Below are 19,210 nucleotides of genomic sequence, written 5' to 3'. Positions count from 1 at the left end.
CTCTTTAAATATTTTATGCACCGAGTAGATAATCGATAGGGCCCCAAATAAAATAATACCTACTGCAATGACCCATCTTAATTGCTCGGATATATAAGGTGGAGGATCCGTATTAGTAAGATGAACATTATTCATTTCCGAAAATGCTAAGTAAAGTATTAATCCAAGATTAAATATTATCAAGGATAATATCAAGTTGTTTTTTAATGCTGATCGTATCATAAAGTTCCTCGAATTCAAATAGTATAACAAAATTTATACTATTTTTGTTTTCATTAAAGTTTAGTAGATGAAAATTTGGCAAAAAAATATAGATGTTGATTCTTTCGTTGAATCATTTACCGTAGGGCGTGACCGCGAAATGGATATGCATTTGGCAGGAGCTGATGTATTAGGTTCGTTGGCACATACACGTATGCTGAATAGCATTGGTTTGATGACGGATGAAGACTTAACGGCTGTTCAACAAGAGTTAAAGAATATATACCAAGAAGTATTAGCCGGTAAATTTCTAATTGAAGATAGTGTTGAAGATGTACATTCTCAAGTAGAGATGATGCTGACGCAACGTATTGGGGAGGCGGGTAAGAAGATTCACTCTGGACGTTCACGTAACGATCAGGTATTGGTAGATTTGAAATTGTATTTCCGTTCAGAAATACATAGTATTTTCAATAATACAGAGTTATTGTTTAATCAATTGATAAAATTGAGTGAGCAATATAAAAATGTACTTATGCCAGGATATACTCACTTGCAGATTGCTATGCCATCTTCTTTTGGCTTGTGGTTTGGTGCTTATGCCGAAAGCTTAGTAGATGATTTACACTTATTGAAAGCTGCATGGTCGGTATGTAATAAAAATCCGCTAGGATCGGCTGCAGGTTATGGCTCTTCTTTTCCGTTGAATCGTACGATGACAACACAATTATTAGGTTTTGATGACCTAAATTATAACGTTGTATATGCACAAATGGGGCGCGGTAAGACAGAGCGTATATTAGCGCAAGCTATGAGTTCTATCGCTGCTTCTTTAGCAAAATTTGCAATGGATGTAACCTTGTTTATAAATCAAAATTTTGGATTTATTTCGTTCCCGGCGCATTTGACGACAGGGTCGAGTATCATGCCACACAAGAAGAACCCGGATGTTTTTGAATTGATACGTTCTCGATGCAATAAAATTCAAGCTTTGCCGACAGAAATCGCTATGATGACGACTAACCTACCGGTAGGTTATCACCGTGATTTGCAATTGTTGAAAGAGAATTTGTTCCCTGCTTTCCAATCGTTGAATGATTGCTTAGAGATAGCAACTTTTATGTTGGACAATATAAGTATCAAAGATAGCATCTTGGATGATCCTAAATACGATTACCTATTCTCCGTAGAAGTGGTAAATAACGAAGTATTGCAAGGGATTCCTTTCCGTGAGGCATATAAAAATATTGGCCTTGCGATAGAAGAGGGGACATTTAAACCTTCTAAAGAAGTAAACCATACGCACGAAGGAAGTATTGGTAATCTATGTAATGATGAAATAAAGCGCATGTTTGCGGAAGTAAAAGCTGATTTTGGCTTCGAAAAAGTAGAGAAGGCGCTAGAAGAATTGGTTCGATAATATCCAATTCTTTATAACATAACAAAAGCGCCTTATTATTTAGGGCGCTTTTGTTATGTTATAAATCTTCAGTTTTATGCTATCGGTATTTATTAACTTGCGCAAAATACCTGTAAAGCTATTTCATTACTTATATCTTTTCGTATACTTCAAAAGTATAATCGAAAGCATGTTTTTCGTCTTTTTCATTTTTCTCCGCACTTACTAATTTCCATTGATGATCTAATAGCTCTGGGAAAAAGGAATCTCCATCTATCGTTGTATGTACACGTGTCAATAATATCTTATCTGCGATAGGTAATGTTTGTTTGTACACCTCAGCACCACCGATGATAAATACTTCGCGCTCATCACGGCAATAGTTGAAAATCTCCTGTATGCTATTGGCTACATCGACCTCATCATTGCTGTATTTTAGGTCTCTTGTCAACACGATATTACGACGGTCTGGAAGAGGTTTGCCGATCGATTCATATGTTTTGCGTCCCATCACTACCGAATGCTCCAATGTATTTTTCTTAAAATACTTGAAGTCATTTGGCAGATGCCAAGGCATTTGATTATTTTTTCCTATTGCGTTGTTTTCAGCAGCAGCAACGATTAAAGTTATTTTAATATCACTCATCTTGTTCTCTATTAATCTCTCTTATTGTTCTAACGATAAATATTATACGGCTACAGGAGCTTTGATATGTGGATGACTCTCGTAATTCACCAGCTCAAAATCTTCAAATTTGAAATCAAAAATATCCTTTATCTCCGGATTTATTACTATTTGTGGCAAAGCCTTTGGTTCGCGCGAAAGCTGTAGCTCTGTTTGTGCAAAGTGGTTGTTGTAAACATGCGCATCGCCCAAGGTATGTACAAAATCTGCTGCTTCCATATCGCATACCTGTGCTACCATCATGGTCAAGAGTGCATATGATGCTATATTAAAGGGCACACCCAAGAATATATCGGCGCTACGCTGGTACAATTGGCAGGATAGCTGTGGCTTTAGGATTCCTTTCTCTGGTTGTGCTGGTGCTACATAAAACTGGAAGAAGGCATGACATGGCGGTAGAGCCATATTTTCAATCTCTGCAACATTCCATGCCGATACGATAATACGTCGTGAATCTGGTGATGTCTTTAGTTGTTTTATCACTTGTGCTATCTGATCGATATGTCTACCATCGGGCGTCGGCCATGATCGCCATTGAGAACCATAGACAGGGCCTAAGTTGCCATTTTCATCTGCCCATTCATCCCAGATGCTTACGCCATTTTCTTTTAGATACTTGATATTGGTGTCTCCTTTGAGAAACCATATCAGCTCGTGAAGGATAGAACGTAAGTGTAATTTTTTAGTTGTTACTAATGGGAATCCTTCTTTTAGATTGAAGCGCATTTGATAACCAAAAACACTGCGTGTACCTGTTCCTGTTCTATCTGTCTTGTCTACACCTGTGGTATATACGTGCTTTAGTAAATCTAAATATTGCTTCATATTCTTTTTTTAAATATCGTGTTCTTTAATACTAATCTATATTTTGGCTTACCACATCTCCAAGGGAATGTAAAATATTTGGATCCAAAACTAAAATCTTACTAAGTTAGCATTTTAGGGAATTAGTACCTAAAAATTGCGCCTGTTAAATGTTGCGTATTGGTCAAATTTTGTATCATCAAGTCCCAATTGATCCTTAAAATAACTAATCACTAAAGGTTCTATTTCTTTGGGATTGTAGGTGTCTGAGCTTCTAAGTTTTTGATAGTTTTCTTTCACTATAATGGTAATTAGATCTTTGACGCTATGTATGGTAAAACGATTTGTAAATTTATGCATCAGTATATAAGTGGTTATTGTAGATATAAGCCCGAAGATAGCGAGCATAGGGCTTGTAAATAATAAAACGATACATCCTACAAATAGTAGCAATAGGGAGCTTGATATCCAAGTAGAAGGCTGAAGAACATCGATTTTGATACCGAGCTCTTTCTCAATCTGAGCCAAATTTTGTCTACGTTGTTTTTTGGGAAAGATATCGGTTAGTAGGCTCGTTGTGTGCAAGGATATCGTTGTATTTTGCGTATGGTAATATGCTTTTCTGAATTTGTAGAAGGCCTGCTGTGTAGTACATGTATCCCGCTGCAGGAAGTTTATTTTGGAGCATATCAAGTTACAAAGTGCTCGAATAGAATTTATTTCTGAAAGCTCTTTTTCTACAAATATGATGTCAAATGAATATTCTATTGCTTCAATCATGTCATCTATATCCTGAGAATCTGTTTTTTGAAGTACTGTAGAGAGGTAATTCATGTGCTCTTGTTTAATAGTTTAAATATATAAAAAATGTCATTAACATCTCAAATGTTTCAACTTTGTCCTTAAGTCTAAAAAAAAGCGTATTTTTGCAAAATTACTATGAATAAAAAAGTCGCTTTCTATACGCTAGGGTGTAAGCTGAATTTTTCGGAGACATCTTCTATTGGACGTCAGTTTAAAGATGCAGGGTATGATTCTGTTTCCTTTGATTCACCTGCTGATGTTTATGTTATCAATACCTGTTCGGTAACGGACAATGCGGATAAGAAATGTCGCAAAGTAGTCAAGGAAGCATTGAAGCATTCGCCCAATGCCTACATAACTATTGTCGGTTGTTATGCACAGTTGAAGCCCAAAGAGATCGCAGAGATCCCTGGTGTAGATATGGTACTCGGTGCTGCAGAGAAGTTCAATATCATTGAGCATATCAATGACTTGACTAAGCAAGAGAAAACGGTAATCCATAATGGTCCTATCGATGAAACAAATCAATTTGTAACAGCCTATTCTATTGGTGATCGTACACGTACTTTTTTGAAAGTTCAGGACGGCTGTGATTATTCATGTACCTTCTGTACGATACCTCTGGCACGTGGCGCTTCACGCTCGGGCAAGATAGAAGATATTGTACGTCAGGCCGAAGAGATTGCTGCTTCAGGGGTAAAGGAAATCGTGTTGACTGGTGTCAATATCGGTGATTATGGTATCCGTGATGGTAAACGTCAGGACAAGTTTTTGGATTTAGTAAAAGCATTGGACGATGTCGAAGGAATAGATCGTATTCGTATTTCTTCTATCGAACCCAATCTTTTAGCAAATGAGATTATTGAGTTTGTAGCCCAATCAAAGCGTTTCGTTCCACACTTTCATATGCCTTTACAATCGGGCAACAATAAAGTATTGGCGCAGATGCGTCGCCGCTACAAACGTGAGTTGTATGCAGAGCGTGTCACTAAGATCAAATCTTTAATGCCTAATGCATGTATTGGTGTAGATGTGATAGTAGGGTTCCCGGGTGAGACACGTGAGGATTTTATCGATACCTACAATTTTTTGAATGATTTAAGTATTTCTTACCTACACGTATTTACCTATTCAGAGCGCGAAAATACCATCGCTGCACAGATGGAAGGTGCTGTTCCAGGATCACAGCGTTCGGATCGTAGCAAGATGCTACATATATTGTCAGAGAAGAAAAGAAGAGCTTTCTATGAAGAGAATATAGGTGCCGTAGGAGAGGTATTGTTTGAAGGTGATATCAAAGATGGCTATATGCATGGTTTCTCTAAAAACTATGTTAAAGTAAGAACGGCATATGATCCTTTGTTAGTAAATGAGATTGTTCCTGTCAAATATAGGAGTATCTCTGACAACGGTGAGGTAGATATCGAAGAGATTCGTGAGATATTAACACATTAGTATATCACTTTACGCTAAAATAATAACGGCTCGATTGAATTTCAATCGAGCCGTTTCTTTTGTATGTATTTATACTGTTATTTATGATGCTTTTTAAATTCTTCAAACTCTTTATGTAGTTTGAGCAATTTGAAGGTAGAGCTTATTAATTCGTTTGTTTCTAAGAGTATTGAGAAATATAGCTTACTATTTTTAGGGCTATTTTCTGTTGTACGAATATGCTCAATCTGCTTATCTAAAAGATTATTCGTGATTTTCAATAGTTGATCACGTTCTGTCATATTGTTGTCTATCTTCCCAAATTCAAGACGTTTATACATATTATATACCTCAGCATACCAATTTCCTAATGCATTTGCTACAAGCATTAGATCTTCACCCTGATACGTTTTCAAGGGCTTGTGGTTATTATCTACGTGGTTGTAGGCATTATTAGCAATGACATATAGATTTTCTATGATATCTTGCATATAGCCCAATGACATGATATAATATCTACTTCCTTTGGCTGTAGTATCGTCGAGATTACGGATAAAGTCATAAAGTGTATCATTCGTAGAATCGAGATCTCTATTGATTTTTTTTATCAGTTTTTTGTTTACCGATAGTGAAGTTAGATCATTGCGTATAAGTCCATCAATGATTTCTTTGAAGAATATGTTGGTCTTTGCAAATACTTCTGCTATTTGCGCTGAGCTAGATTCTGTTACTTGTTGTAAAGTATGAATATCTTCTTTTACTAATTTTAACTTTCGTTGTGTTTGTTCGGCTACTTTCTTTTTGTGTTTACGGGCATTTTGAAATAATAGGATAGCAAGCAATATTAAAGCACCTACAAAGGTCATGATACCACCTATTTTTAAGAGATATGCAAACACAAAGGCTCCAGCAAATGCACTTGCAGCAGTAAAGAACCAACCTCCGATTACATGTAAAACCCCAGATACACGGTATACTGCAGACTCTCTATCCCAAGCACGATCGGCAAAGGCTGTACCCATCGCTACCATAAAGGTAACATAGGTCGTTGACAAAGGAAGTTTCATAGAAGTTCCTAATGCAATAAGACTACTGGCAACCATTAGATTGACGGAGGCACGTACCATATCAAACATCGGCTCTTCGTTATTTTTCTTTTTAGGTATTTCTTTACCTTCAAAGCGACTATCTAAGCGTGCTTGTAGCGCACGCGGCATGATATAGCTCAATCCTATACCTAGGTTGATAAATGCTCTAACAACAAGGCGTGAGAATGTATTAGGTTGAAATTTCTCTGTAGCACCCTCTTGACTACTCAGGTTCATCTCTGTTTCGAGTACTGTGCGTGCTTTTTTGGAGGTCCATAAAGTCGTAATCATGACAACTCCTGCAGCTGCAAGGATCCATAATGGGGCTACAATATCTGCAGAACCTAATTCTGTCATCATGTATGTATTTGGATCACCACCAGCCTGCTGAAAGAAGCCGATCGCTTGTATTGCTGCAACGGGTACACCAATAAAATTCACCAAGTCATTGCCAGCAAATGATAATGCTAATCCAAATGTACCAACACCGATGATTACTTTAAGGATATTGATATTGAGTCTCGTAATAATATAACTAAGTATAGTGAAGACAACAAAACAGCCTAGTATTAAATGCAATTCATGCGTACTGATCCATTCTTTTACACTAGCGTCAATAAATGTTACTGATTTTAGACCTTTTATTAATATGAAATAATTGATTGCAGCCAATGCAATACCACCAAATAATACACCAAATGTCTTTAGTTTTTTCTCGAAATTGAAGGTAAAAATCAAACGAGATACATATTGTACAGCCATACCTAACGTGAAAGATAGGATAACGGATAATAATATACTAATAACGATTTCGGAAGCTTTCTCCGTATTTATATATTGTGATAAGGTAGACCAATCGCCCGAAGTGGTGGCAATCTTATAAAGTCCCAAACATACAGCACCTCCGAGTAACTCAAATACTATAGAAACTGTAGTAGATGTAGGTAGACCAAAATAGTTAAATACATCCAACAGAATAATATCTGTTATCATGACCGCCAAAAATATGACGAGAACATCATTGAAGGTGAACATACTAGGTACATATATGCCTGAACGTGCTATTTCCATCATACCACTTGAGAATACGGCACCACATAAAATCCCTACAGTAGCTAAGATCATGATCAATCGAAATGGAATTGCTTTCGATCCAATAGCTGAGTTAAGAAAATTTACAGCATCATTACTAACGCCAACCATAATATCAATAATCCCTAAGGTTATTAATGTTATGATTACTAGATATAAATAATTATCCATACTATTTTTTTTTCTACAAAGTTAGGCACTATTAATTCAAGTTGTATTAATTTAATGTTAACTCTTTATGTAGTTAATATGAAATTTTATTATTTTAAGGTTGTTAACCAAGCTTCTGCCATTAGATTTACACCTGCTAGCGTAGTATGTACACCATCTGTAGTCCAATAATTTCCTGCTGCTCTTTTTTCAGCTTTATCAAATACTTCTTGGTATGGTATCAATAGGGCTTTATATTCTTTTGCGATGTCGCGAGCTACTTTTTGATAACCTAAGAATTCGGGATACCACGTATCATCTACATGCTTTACTTTCTTTACAGCAAAGGGTTCGCCGATAATTAATTGTACGTTTGGTAAGTTTTTTAGGGTATTATCCAATAGTCGTTGGTAGGATTCTTTAAAAGAGACAGCTGTACCTTTGTACTTTCCATCGCGGGTATGCCAGTAGTCGTTTACACCTATAAGTATACTTAGGATATTTGGTTTAAGGTCTATACAATCTTTTTGCCAGCGTTCTTCCAGTTGAGGGACCTTGTGCCCACTGATGCCTCTATTGTAAATCGCTATATTTTTGCCAGCATATTGATTAAGGATAGCGCTTGCAGCTACCATAGCATAGCCTCTTCCCATGCCATTGATATCATTTGGAATCAGCACATCTCTATTTCTACCATGGTCAGTAATAGAATCACCCTGAAACAAGATAACATCATTTTGCTGCAGGGTGATTTTAGACTTTTCGGGTAATATAGATTCCGCTTTTAATAGTTGTGAACCTATTAATGTAGTACCTATTGTAGCCAAAGTTTGCTTTAAGAATTTTCTTCTGTTATTCATAAGTTTAGGTTTATTTACCTAAATGTAGAGATATTAACAGAATTTATCAATAGCAGTTTTTATTACTTGGCAAGCTTCTAATATTTCTTCTTTAGATACCGTCAATGGTGGTGCGACGCGTAATGCTGTTTCACAATGCAAGTACCAATCGATCATTACACCATGATCTGCACAATATTTGCTAACATTGTATACTTGATCGAAATTAGCTAACTGCAAGCACATCATTAATCCCAACCCTCTTATTTCTTTGATCTTTGGGTGACTTAGCTCCGAACGGAATAAGGCTGCTTTAGCCGCAACTCCTTCGATAAGGTGTTCCTCTTGGATAACTTTTAGGGATGCTAATGCTGCAGCACATGATACTGGATGACCGCCGAATGTAGTGATATGTCCCAACATGGGGTTGTCTTTGATGACATCCATTATTTCTTTGGGTGCGACAAATGCGCCCAAAGGCATACCGCCTCCGATACCTTTGGCTAGCATCAATATATCTGGAACGATACCAAAATGCTCAAAGGCAAATAGTTTGCCTGTACGGCCGAAGCCCGTTTGTATTTCATCAAATACCAATAAGGCACCTACTGCAGTACAGCGGGCACGTAATGCCTGCATATATTCGGCTGATGGTACACGTACACCAGCTTCTCCTTGGATTGCTTCTACGATGACAGCAGCCGTTTTAGTTGTTATAGAATCTAAATCGACTATGTCGTTGAATGTTATAAAATCTATTTCTGGTAGCAGTGGGGCATATGCTTGTTGGTAAGCTGTCCCTCCAATCAGGCTCAATGCGCCTTGGGTACTGCCATGATAGGCATTTTTAGCGGCTATTATTTGTCTACGTCCGGTATAGCGTTTTGCTATCTTCATAGATCCTTCTACGGCTTCGGCTCCTGAGTTTGTTAAATAAACAGAGCCAAATGATGCGGGTAGTGTCGCTAATAATTGTGACGCGAATTGTACTTGTGGTGCTTGTACAAACTCACCGTATACCGTTACGTGTAGGTATTTTTCCAATTGATTTTGAATAGCCTCAATTACTTTTGGATGGCGATGCCCAATATTACTTACATTAAACCCCGATACCAAGTCTAAATATTTTTCGCCTTTGGGGCCGTATAAGTAAGATCCTTCAGCCTTTTCAACCTCAATAAGTCGTGGACTATTGGAGGTTTGTGCTGTATTCCGTAAAAAAAGTTCTCTATTGCTAATCATATCACAAAGGTACAAAGGAAAATGTTGTATAAAAACTAACTTTTTAAGTTATGTATTGCATTTTTTTCAAGATGACAATGCATATGTTTTGTTATGTTGAGCACAAGGAAACCTCTCTAATATAGTGTTAGATCCTTCCTGTCGTCAAATGGGTTTGTTATGTTAAGTGCAAGGAAACATCTCTAGTATAGTGTTAGATCCTTCCTGTCGTTAAATGGGTTTGTCATGTTGAGCACAAGGAAACATCTCTAGTAAGGTATATAGATCCTTCCTTTCGTCATATCGGTATGTTATGTTAAGTGCAAGGAAACATCTCTAGTAAGGTATTAGATCCTTCCTGTCGTTAAATGGGTTTGTCATGTTGAGTACAAGGAAACATCTCTAGTATTGTGTTAGATCCTTCCTGTCGTTAAATGGGTTTGTCATGTTGAGCACAAGGAAACATCTCTAGTAAGGTATTAGATCCTTCCTGTCGTTAAATGGGTTTGTCATGTTGAGTGCAAGGAAACATCTCCAGTATTGTGTTAGATCCTTCCTTTCGTCAAATCGGTTTGTCATGTTGAACATAGTGAAACATCTCTAGTATTGTGTTAGATCCTTCCTGTCTTGAAATCGGTTTGTCATGTTGAGCACAAGGAAACATCTCTAGTATTGTGTTAGATCCTTCCTGTCGTCAAATGGGTTTGTCATGTTGAGTGCAGGGGTACATCTCAGCTTAGGTGTTAGATCCTTCCTTTCGTCAAATGGGTTTGTCATGTTGAGTGCAAGGAAACATCTCCAGTATTGTGTTAGATCCTTCCTTTCGTCATATGGGTTTGTCATGTTGAGTGCAAGGAAACATCTCTAGTAAGGTATTAGATCCTTCCTGCCGTCAAATGGGTTTGTCATGTTGAGCATAGTGAAACATCTTTAGTAAGGTATTACATCCTTCCTGTCGTCAGGATGACAATAGAAAAGCTTGTTAGGATGAAAAATAGAGTTTTTTCTTACGGTTAAACACCATCCAATTTGATAACATTCACTGGACACGCTTCTACTACACGGAGATTTTCTTCTACTTCGTCATACCTAATAGTAGCTTGAAAGACGCCTTTTTTCTCTATTCCCCCTATTAATACTGCTTTACCATCTTTCTTGGATATACGCCAACGATCAAAAGCAATTTCTACACAAGCATTGCAACCGATACAACGCTGTCTATAATGAATGAGCTTAGGCATTAGCTTCGACGATTTTGTAAAGTTTGTCCGATGGTCTTATTTTATCTGCGATTTTGAAGGATATCGTTTGTCCTTTGCTTGCTTTGTCTACTATTTCCCCCGAATCTAATCGTATCTCCTGCACTTCTGTTTCTACAAATCCTGTGGTAGGTCCAGTGACGATTATTTTATCTCCTTTCTGTAAGGATTGGCTTTCTATTATGAATTCGCCAACGGCCACTTTATCAAAATATTTTATGCCTTTGCCAAGGTATATTTTACGCTTGGTCGCCACAGAGCCATGTACATTGGACCATTCCCCCATTTTTCGACCTAGATAGTATCCATCCCAAAATCCTCGGTTATATACTTCACTTAATTGATGCTTCCATTGTTCTACTTTTTCGATTGTATAGGTGCCATTTGCAAATGCATCGACGGCTTCTCTATAACACTTGGTAGTGGTATAAACGTAATCAGCAGCACGTCCACGACCTTCTATTTTTAGGACACCTACTCCCGCTTCTAGGATTTTATCTAAGAAATCAATGGTACATAGGTCTTTCGCCGACATAATGTATTCGTTGTCAATCTTTAATTCGATACCTTCCTCATCGGTTACCGTATATTCACGACGGCAGTTTTGTATGCAAGCACCGCGGTTAGCTGATGCATTGTGAGAGTGTAGGCTAAGGTAGCATTTGCCGCTCACAGCCATACATAAAGCACCATGAGCAAATATTTCTACCTGGACAAGTTCTCCCTTAGGTCCACGGATATCATTTTTCGCTATTACTTTGACAATATCGGCAACCTGTTTGAGGGTCAATTCGCGCGCCATCACCATTACGTCAGCATATGTAGCATAGAATTCTACAGTTTCTATATTGGTGATATTGGATTGTGTACTGATATGGACTTCCATACCTACCTTGCGGCAGTAGCTCATCACAGCTAGGTCTGAAGCGATGACGGCAGATATACCAGCTTCTTTGGCTTGATCTATGATGCGTCGCATCAAGGAGATATCATGGTCATAGATGATCGTATTTAGCGTGATATAGCTTTTTGCATTATGGCTATTACACAGCTCCGCAATCTCTGGAAGATCTTCAATAAGGAAATTATTCGTTTGGCGTGCCCGCATATTGAGCTGCTCAATACCAAAATATACGGAATTTGCACCAGCTTTTATGGCCGCCGCCATAGCTTCTTTAGAGCCTGCAGGTGCCATTACTTCAAATATCGATTTGTCTATCATTTCTCTTTCCACTAATTATAGTACGACTATGCAAAATTAAAAAGGATGGTAGCGAAAAATAGTGACGAATATTACTAGAAGAGGTGATTGTAAGTTTTATTGACGTATACAAAAATAGGCTATTCCTCTTTGGAATAGCCTATTTTAGGTATACTAAAGATTGTACTTATTCAGCGATAATCAAGAAGTAGTTCTTTTTACCTTTTTGAGCAACTAAGTATTTGTTGTTTATTAAGTCAGCTGTAGTCACATTTTGTTCGATGTCACTAAGCTTTATTTTGTTTAAGGATACGCCACCACCAGCTAACATTTTCTTTGCTTCACCTTTAGAAGCAAATACTTGTGCTTTGGTCGCTAAAAGATCGAGAATATTGATGCCTTGTGACAACTCGTCTTTGCGGATAATAAATTGTGGAACACCTTCAAATACTTCTAATACAGCATCATGCTCTAAGTTAGCAAGGAATTCTAAAGAACCATTGCCAAATAAAAATTCAGATGTTTTAACAGCAGTTTCGTAGGCCTCCTCAGAGTGTGTACGGATAGTGATATCTTTAGCTAATGCCTTTTGTACTGTTCTCAAATGTGGAGCAGCATCATGTTCAGCTATGATAGCTTCTAATTCTTCTTTTGAACGTAATGTAAAGATATTGATCCAGTTTTTGGCATCATCATCTGTAGCATTCAACCAGAATTGGTAATACTTGAATGGAGATGTTTTTTTGGGGTCTAACCAAATAGCACCTGATTCTGTTTTACCAAACTTTTGACCGTCTGATTTTTTTATCAATTGTGTTGTAAGAGCATAGGCAGTTCCTTGGTCTTGGCGACGAATCATTTCTGATCCTGTCACGATGTTACCCCATTGATCCGAGCCTCCCATTTGGATCTTACAATTGTGATGCTTCCATAGATAATAGAAATCATATCCTTGGATTAATTGATAAGTAAACTCAGTGAACGATAGACCGTTATCACCTTCTAAGCGTTTCTTTACCGAATCCTTAGACATCATATAGTTGACTGTAATCAACTTACCCACATCACGAATAAAATCCAAAAAGCTGAAATCTTTAAACCAATCGTAGTTATTTACCATTTTGGCATCGTTTTCTCCGTCCCCAAAAGTTAAAAACTTCCCTAATTGATTTTTTAAACTATTTACATTGTGCTGTAAAGTAGCTTCATCCAAAAGATTTCTCTCAGCAGACTTGAACGAAGGATCTCCGATCATACCTGTTGCGCCACCTACCAGAGCAACGGGCTTATGTCCTGCATTTTGAAAATGGATTAAAGTCATGATTTGAGTCAAATGCCCAACATGTAAAGAATCGCCAGTTGGGTCAAATCCGATATATCCTGACACTTTCTCTTTGTTCAGTAAATCTTCAGTTCCCGGCATGATGTCTTGAAGCATGCCTCTCCAACGTAATTCTTCTACAAAATTCATAACGATATGATTAATTTTAATTAAGATTGCAAAGATAACAGAATATGCCGTATCTTACATAGTATTTTCTCATAACCATTACAGTTTTGAATTTTTTATCCCACTATTATTTTGAACGTTATGCTTTAGATCCTCATCAAGTATTTGGCGGGTTTTTGCCTGATTTGTTGAAAAATGTGGATAAGAATTATTCCTTTCAAATTCAAAAATACGAACATCTGTTAGATTCAAATCCAAATTATTTAGCAATTACTACGGGTTGGAAGCGGCATCTTGAAGTGGATAAAGTGTTTCATAGTTCTCCATTTTTTTATGAACATACACATCGGTTACGTAAAGATATTGAAGATGTCGTACGTGATTTACCTATAAGACCTTCTTTTTTAGCACATATAGCTTTAGAATTATTATTAGACCATTTACTAATAGCGTATAATGTACTTTCCGTAGCACGCTTATATGATCATTTGGAAAATATAGATAAGTACTCTGTTAAAAGCTATTTGAAAGTGTTTGATAGGATCGATGAAGATCGTTTTTTTCGTTTTTATGATCGTTTTGTTGAGGCTAGATATATTGCTAATTATGCAAATATTGAAAATATTCCGCATGCACTTTATAATATATGTAAACGAATTTGGATATTTGAGGCTTCTACGTCTCATCTGGATGAACTTGCAGTTAGACTAGATGATTATAAAAATAATCATCTAAAGAATTATTTCAATATATACATTGATATTCAACAGACGTTGAATTAGACTAATAAGAAAATTAACTATTATTATATATGATGAATCAGCTTTTTCGTAAAAAAAGTGTTGACCAAATTTTAAAAGACGCTAACGAGCATAGTTCAGGGATGGCTAAAATATTAGGTGTAAAAGACCTCGTATCTTTAGGAATAGCCGCTATAGTAGGGGCGGGGATATTTAGTACGATAGGATTAGCGTCATTCAATGGAGGACCTGCGGTATCTTTATTATTTGTGTTTGTGGCTTTTGCGTGCGTATTTACCGCACTTTCTTATGCACAATTTGCAAGTACAGTGCCCGTTTCAGGTTCAGCATATACCTATGCTTATGTCGCATTCGGAGAGTTGTTCGCTTGGATCATTGGATGGGCATTGGTGTTGGAATATGCTGTTTCCAATATGGTAGTTGCAATTTCATGGTCTCAATACTTTGTATCCATGTGTGAAGGATTTGGATTGTTTATTCCTAAATGGCTAACCATGGCACCAGGCTATGCTTTAGAGGCACATGCGAAGATGCTCGAAGTAGGGGTAGACAAATTGACGGGGATAGATAAGATAGCATTGCAAGCCTATAATACAGCTCCCAAAATAGGTGATATTCCTATTGTTTTTGATTTGCCTGCTGGCTTGATTACTGTTTTAGTTACTTGGTTGGTGTACAGGGGGATTAGAGAGTCTCAACGCGCTAGTAATATCATGGTATTGATAAAAGTAGGGATTATCATATTAGTAATTGTAGGTGGAATATTTTATGTGAAACCAGAAAATTGGACTCCTTTTGCACCAAATGGAATGGGGGGAGTGCTTAGTGGAATAGCTGCTGTTTTCTTTGCTTTTATAGGTTTTGATTCAATTTCTACAACAGCGGAGGAATGCAAAAATCCACAACGTGACTTACCCAAAGCTATGATTTATTGTTTGGTTATATGTGCTGTTTTATATGTGTTAATTACCCTAGTACTAACGGGTATGGTGAATTATACAGAATTAAATGTCAAAGATCCTTTAGCATATGTTTTCTCTTATGTTGGTTTTGATAAGATGGCAGGTATTATTTCTGTAACATCAGTGATTGCTATCACTAGTGCTTTATTAGTCTTCCAATTGGCACAACCACGTATTTGGATGACGATGAGTCGCGATGGCTTATTATGGAAAAAATTTGCAACAATACATCCGAAGTATAAAACACCTTCATTTGCGACTATTGTCACAGGTATTGTTGTTGCGGTACCAGCATTGTTTTTTAAGATGGACTTTTTTGTGGATCTTACTTCGGTAGGTACTTTCTTTGCATTTATCTTAGTGTGTGCAGGTGTTCTATATATGGATAAATCAGGATTGTCTAAGAAGTCTAAATTTAAAGTGCCTTATATTAATGGTAAATATTTGGTTGGACTTAGTCTTATAATTGGCATTGTTTTAATGTTTGTCTATGGTAAAGATAGCTTAAACGAATGGGGGACATTGGGAACTAAAGACGTCATAGTACATAAATCATTAGTTATAATATTTTGGGCGACATGGTTAGTGATGAGTGTGCTTAGTTTTAAACATAATTTCTCCTTACTTCCAGTTATTGGAATTTTAATTAATCTCTATTTAATGAGTGAACTTGGCGCTAGTAATTGGATTATTTTTGTTATTTGGCTTCTTATTGGCTTAATAATCTATTTCATTTATGGATATAAGCATTCTAAATTGAGAGCTTTGAATAGCAATGATGAGTAATATTTTAGGTTATTAAATTGACTTAAAATGTACTTAGCTGTATGTTTTGAATTAATTTAAAACAAATTGATAGTTTGTATTGTATTGTAATTATATATAATTACAATACAAACTATGAAAAAATTAATTGTACTATTCACATTGGCAACTGTTTTTATCTCTTGTAAAGAGAATATTGTAGCAGGATATACTTCAGTATCTGTAAAACAAGATGTAGTAAATACTTTAGATAAAAGTGAGTGGGTTGCGAATTCTAGTGAAGCTTATTATTCAAAAATAGTATTTGATAAAGAAATAATAGAGGGAACAATTAGAAATGGTGCGCCAGAGCGAATGGGTTTTCATGTTTCAAATATTACTTCACCAACGATGGTGCTACCTGACACAATACAATTACGATTAAAATCTGGTTTATATTTGAATGAGATATATCTTTCAAATAATTATACTAGCTTACAATCTGTTGTAAGAACAGATGCTGCTAGTACATTTACTAGTGAGTCTCATTATACTAGAATTAAATAGTTTTTATTTTTATACATACACAAAAGACTTCCTTTTATTATAGGGGGTCTTTTTTTTATGATCTTTTTTTTGTTTTTAGGTTAATGAATATAATATTTTAGTTATTAGTATTAATTATTTCCTTAAAGGTGTTAGTTCTCTTTTAGTTTATCTCTTTGTGATTATATTTTTTACTTTTGCCCCCTTGAAAAACTATAATTGCCTCTTATGAAGAATATAATTGTTTTAATGTCCTTAGTCCTCTGCCTTTTCTCTTGTAAAGAAAATGTAATTAATGGTTTTAATGCTAAATCTGTACAAGAAGATCTCGCCTTAGCTTTAAATGGTAGTGAATGGGTGGCCGATTCCCCAAATGCTTATTATGAAAAAATAACTTTTTATAAGGAGGTTCTACGAGTTACACATAAAGGTGTTACTACTGGTGTAAAATATGACGTAACTAATGTTAGTGGATTAATGGAGTCTATTCCTGATCAAATTCAGTTGCGTTTAAAATCAGGCCTACCGACTGATGAGTTATATTTGAAAAATGATTATTCAACGCTTAGTTCTGTTATTAGATCAGATGTAAATACTGCAATTTGGTCTAAATATGAGTATAAGAGAGTGAAATAATCTATCATTATCTATTTTTCAGGAATACATAAAATAAAAAAGCAGTGCAACGGAATAGTTTGTTACTGCTTTTTTATTTTATGTGCATATAATTATAAATTAAACCTTATTTTTGCAGCGAAGCAAACTGGTTCTATCGCTGTCTTATTTATAAGAGAGAGGAAAGTCCGGGCAACATAGAGCAACACGCTTCCTAACGGGAAGGCTGTTATTTTTTAGCAGACAGAAAGTGCCACAGAAAATATACCGCCAAGAGTTTCTTGGTAAGGGTGAAAACGTGAGGTAAGAGCTCACGGTATTGTATGGTGACATATATTACGGTAAACCTCGTGTGTTGAAAAACCAAATAGGTTGTAAACGTTGAAGGTAGCTCGTCTTCTTCCAATTTATTGGAATTTACAATGGGTAGGTTGATGGAGCTTGTGCGCAAGTGCAAGCCTAGATAAATGATAGAAACTCTAGCTTAGAGTACAGAACCCGGCTTAAAAGGTTTGCTTCTTTTTTGATTTTCCTTTTCTTTTTCTTATTTTGATTACTAATCAATTCAAATTTATGATTACGATACTAGTTATTGATGATGAGCGTCCAATTCGGAGTTCTCTTAGAGATATTTTGGAGTACGAAGAATACAAAGTCCTAGACACAGATAATGGTAAGGATGGTTTAGATATTCTTCAAAAGGAAAAAATAGACCTTGTTTTATGTGATATTAAAATGAATAAAATGGATGGGATGGAAGTTCTTAGTGCAGCTAAAGAATTTTCTGAAGTTCCTTTCATAATGATTTCTGGACATGGAACGATCGAAACTGCTGTAGAAGCAGCCAAGAAAGGTGCATTTGATTTTTTAGAAAAACCATTAGATCTTAATCGTTTATTAATAACAGTAAGAAATGCCCTAGAAAAAGGGAACCTTGTTAAGGAAACAAAAATATTAAAGAAGAAAGTTCCTAGGACCAAGGACATCTTAGGAAATTCTGAAAGCATAGCTTTAATAAAGTCGAGTATTGAAAAAGTCGCACCTACTGAAGCACGTGTATTAATAACGGGTGCTAATGGTGCCGGAAAAGAGTTAGTAGCACGCTGGTTGCATGAAAAATCTAATAGGAGTGAATCTACTTTAATTGAGGTAAATTGTGCCGCAATACCTTCGGAGCTTATTGAATCAGAATTATTTGGACACGAAAAGGGAGCCTTTACATCTGCTGTAAAGCAACGGATCGGGAAATTCGAACAGGCGCATGGCGGTACTTTATTTTTAGATGAAATCGGCGATATGAGCTTGTCTGCACAAGCTAAAGTATTAAGAGTGCTGCAAGAAAATAAAATTACCAGAGTTGGTGGTGATAAAGAGATAATTGTTAATGTCAGGGTAATTGCCGCTACAAATAAAGATTTGTTAAAAGAAATTGATGAAGGTAAGTTTCGAATGGATTTGTACCATCGTTTAGGGGTGATATTGATTCATGTACCACCATTAACAGACCGTACAGATGATATTCCACTTATTGCAGAATCTTTTTGTAAGGATATATGTGAAGAGTATAATATTCCAATTAAAAAAATCACCAAAGAGGCTATGGTTCGTTTAAAAGCTTTACCTTGGACGGGCAATATTCGGGAGCTTCGAAATATGATTGAACGTCTTATTATACTTAGTGGTGATAAGATTACTGACAAAGAAGTTGATACTTATTCTAACCCAACGGTATCTACACATAATGGGAACTTTGGATATACTTCGATGATTGACTTAGATAAGATAGATAATTTAAGTGATTTTATGGGTTTTGCTGAGGATAGGTTTATTAGTCATAAGTATAATAAAAATAATAAAGACTTAAATAAAACAGCTAATTTGATAGGTCTTGACCCTAAATTGTTAAAGGAAAAATTGGAAAATATTCAATAATGATTAAATAAAGAAGGTGTCCC

16 protein-coding genes and 1 other RNA gene are annotated in these 19,210 nt (G+C 36.2%); 8 read left to right on the top strand and 9 right to left on the bottom strand.

What is annotated here, in order from left to right:
• Positions 1-289 precede the first annotated feature (289 nt).
• Positions 290-1,621 carry an argininosuccinate lyase gene (gene argH / locus IP023_RS07380; RefSeq protein WP_241789625.1) on the top strand — a complete coding sequence of 444 codons (1,332 nt, stop codon included), beginning with the start codon at positions 290-292 and terminating at the stop codon, positions 1,619-1,621.
• 130 nt (positions 1,622-1,751) lie between these two features.
• Here the strand turns inward: argH and IP023_RS07375 are convergent, their stop codons facing one another.
• The 3 genes from IP023_RS07375 to IP023_RS07365 form a co-directional block, all read right to left on the bottom strand.
• Positions 1,752-2,246 (bottom strand): dihydrofolate reductase, encoded by a 495-nt coding sequence (locus IP023_RS07375; RefSeq protein ID WP_241789624.1) that lies wholly within the window; start codon positions 2,244-2,246, stop codon positions 1,752-1,754.
• Between the two features lie 42 nt (positions 2,247-2,288).
• Entirely contained in the window at positions 2,289-3,110 is an 822-nt protein-coding gene (locus IP023_RS07370) for a thymidylate synthase (protein WP_241789623.1), read from the bottom strand.
• Positions 3,111-3,239: 129 nt separating this feature from the next.
• Positions 3,240-3,923 (bottom strand): hypothetical protein, encoded by a 684-nt coding sequence (locus IP023_RS07365; protein ID WP_241789622.1) that lies wholly within the window; start codon positions 3,921-3,923, stop codon positions 3,240-3,242.
• A gap of 105 nt (positions 3,924-4,028) precedes the next feature.
• On the opposite strand from IP023_RS07365, the gene mtaB reads away from it, so the two are divergent.
• A complete protein-coding gene (gene mtaB, locus IP023_RS07360) occupies positions 4,029-5,348 on the top strand; it encodes a tRNA (N(6)-L-threonylcarbamoyladenosine(37)-C(2))-methylthiotransferase MtaB (RefSeq protein ID WP_241789621.1) in 1,320 nt (439 codons plus the stop codon).
• Positions 5,349-5,425: 77 nt separating this feature from the next.
• Here the strand turns inward: mtaB and IP023_RS07355 are convergent, their stop codons facing one another.
• From IP023_RS07355 to tyrS, 6 genes are all read right to left on the bottom strand, one after another.
• A complete protein-coding gene (locus tag IP023_RS07355; protein ID WP_241789620.1) occupies positions 5,426-7,678 on the bottom strand; it encodes an inorganic phosphate transporter in 2,253 nt (750 codons plus the stop codon).
• An 89-nt stretch (positions 7,679-7,767) separates the two neighbouring features.
• On the bottom strand, positions 7,768-8,517 hold the full coding sequence (locus tag IP023_RS07350; protein ID WP_241789619.1) for an SGNH/GDSL hydrolase family protein: 750 nt from the start codon (positions 8,515-8,517) through the stop codon (positions 7,768-7,770).
• A gap of 33 nt (positions 8,518-8,550) precedes the next feature.
• The gene (locus IP023_RS07345; RefSeq protein ID WP_241789618.1) at positions 8,551-9,738 is read right to left on the bottom strand and encodes an aspartate aminotransferase family protein; all 1,188 of its coding nucleotides are present in this window, start codon (positions 9,736-9,738) and stop codon (positions 8,551-8,553) included.
• Between the two features lie 992 nt (positions 9,739-10,730).
• Positions 10,731-10,958 (bottom strand): ferredoxin, encoded by a 228-nt coding sequence (locus IP023_RS07340; RefSeq protein ID WP_241789617.1) that lies wholly within the window; start codon positions 10,956-10,958, stop codon positions 10,731-10,733.
• Positions 10,951-12,198, bottom strand: a complete 1,248-nt coding sequence (locus IP023_RS07335; protein ID WP_241789616.1) for a peptidase U32 family protein — start codon at positions 12,196-12,198, stop codon at positions 10,951-10,953. Before IP023_RS07335 ends, IP023_RS07340 begins: the two co-directional genes overlap by 8 nt.
• 166 nt (positions 12,199-12,364) lie before the next feature.
• A complete protein-coding gene (gene tyrS, locus IP023_RS07330; protein ID WP_241789615.1) occupies positions 12,365-13,648 on the bottom strand; it encodes a tyrosine--tRNA ligase in 1,284 nt (427 codons plus the stop codon).
• A gap of 86 nt (positions 13,649-13,734) precedes the next feature.
• On the opposite strand from tyrS, the gene IP023_RS07325 reads away from it, so the two are divergent.
• From IP023_RS07325 to IP023_RS07300, 6 genes are all read left to right on the top strand, one after another.
• Positions 13,735-14,409 carry an ACP phosphodiesterase gene (locus tag IP023_RS07325; RefSeq protein WP_241789614.1) on the top strand — a complete coding sequence of 225 codons (675 nt, stop codon included), beginning with the start codon at positions 13,735-13,737 and terminating at the stop codon, positions 14,407-14,409.
• Between the two features lie 29 nt (positions 14,410-14,438).
• Positions 14,439-16,136, top strand: coding sequence for an amino acid permease (locus tag IP023_RS07320; RefSeq protein ID WP_241789613.1), 1,698 nt, complete (start codon positions 14,439-14,441; stop codon positions 16,134-16,136).
• A 114-nt stretch (positions 16,137-16,250) separates the two neighbouring features.
• Positions 16,251-16,661 (top strand): hypothetical protein, encoded by a 411-nt coding sequence (locus IP023_RS07315; RefSeq protein ID WP_241789612.1) that lies wholly within the window; start codon positions 16,251-16,253, stop codon positions 16,659-16,661.
• A 228-nt stretch (positions 16,662-16,889) separates the two neighbouring features.
• The gene (locus tag IP023_RS07310; protein WP_241789611.1) at positions 16,890-17,276 is read left to right on the top strand and encodes a hypothetical protein; all 387 of its coding nucleotides are present in this window, start codon (positions 16,890-16,892) and stop codon (positions 17,274-17,276) included.
• 119 nt (positions 17,277-17,395) lie between these two features.
• Positions 17,396-17,778: RNase P RNA component class A (gene rnpB, locus IP023_RS07305), an RNA gene on the top strand.
• 50 nt (positions 17,779-17,828) lie between these two features.
• Positions 17,829-19,187 carry a sigma-54-dependent transcriptional regulator gene (locus IP023_RS07300; protein WP_241789610.1) on the top strand — a complete coding sequence of 453 codons (1,359 nt, stop codon included), beginning with the start codon at positions 17,829-17,831 and terminating at the stop codon, positions 19,185-19,187.
• Positions 19,188-19,210 lie beyond the last annotated feature (23 nt).

Origin of the sequence: Sphingobacterium rhinopitheci, assembly GCF_022627575.1 — a bacterium.
Taxonomy (GTDB): domain Bacteria; phylum Bacteroidota; class Bacteroidia; order Sphingobacteriales; family Sphingobacteriaceae; genus Sphingobacterium; species Sphingobacterium rhinopitheci.
The sequence above is the reverse complement of the archived record's forward strand: the minus strand, read 5'-3'. Positions and strand labels throughout refer to the sequence as shown.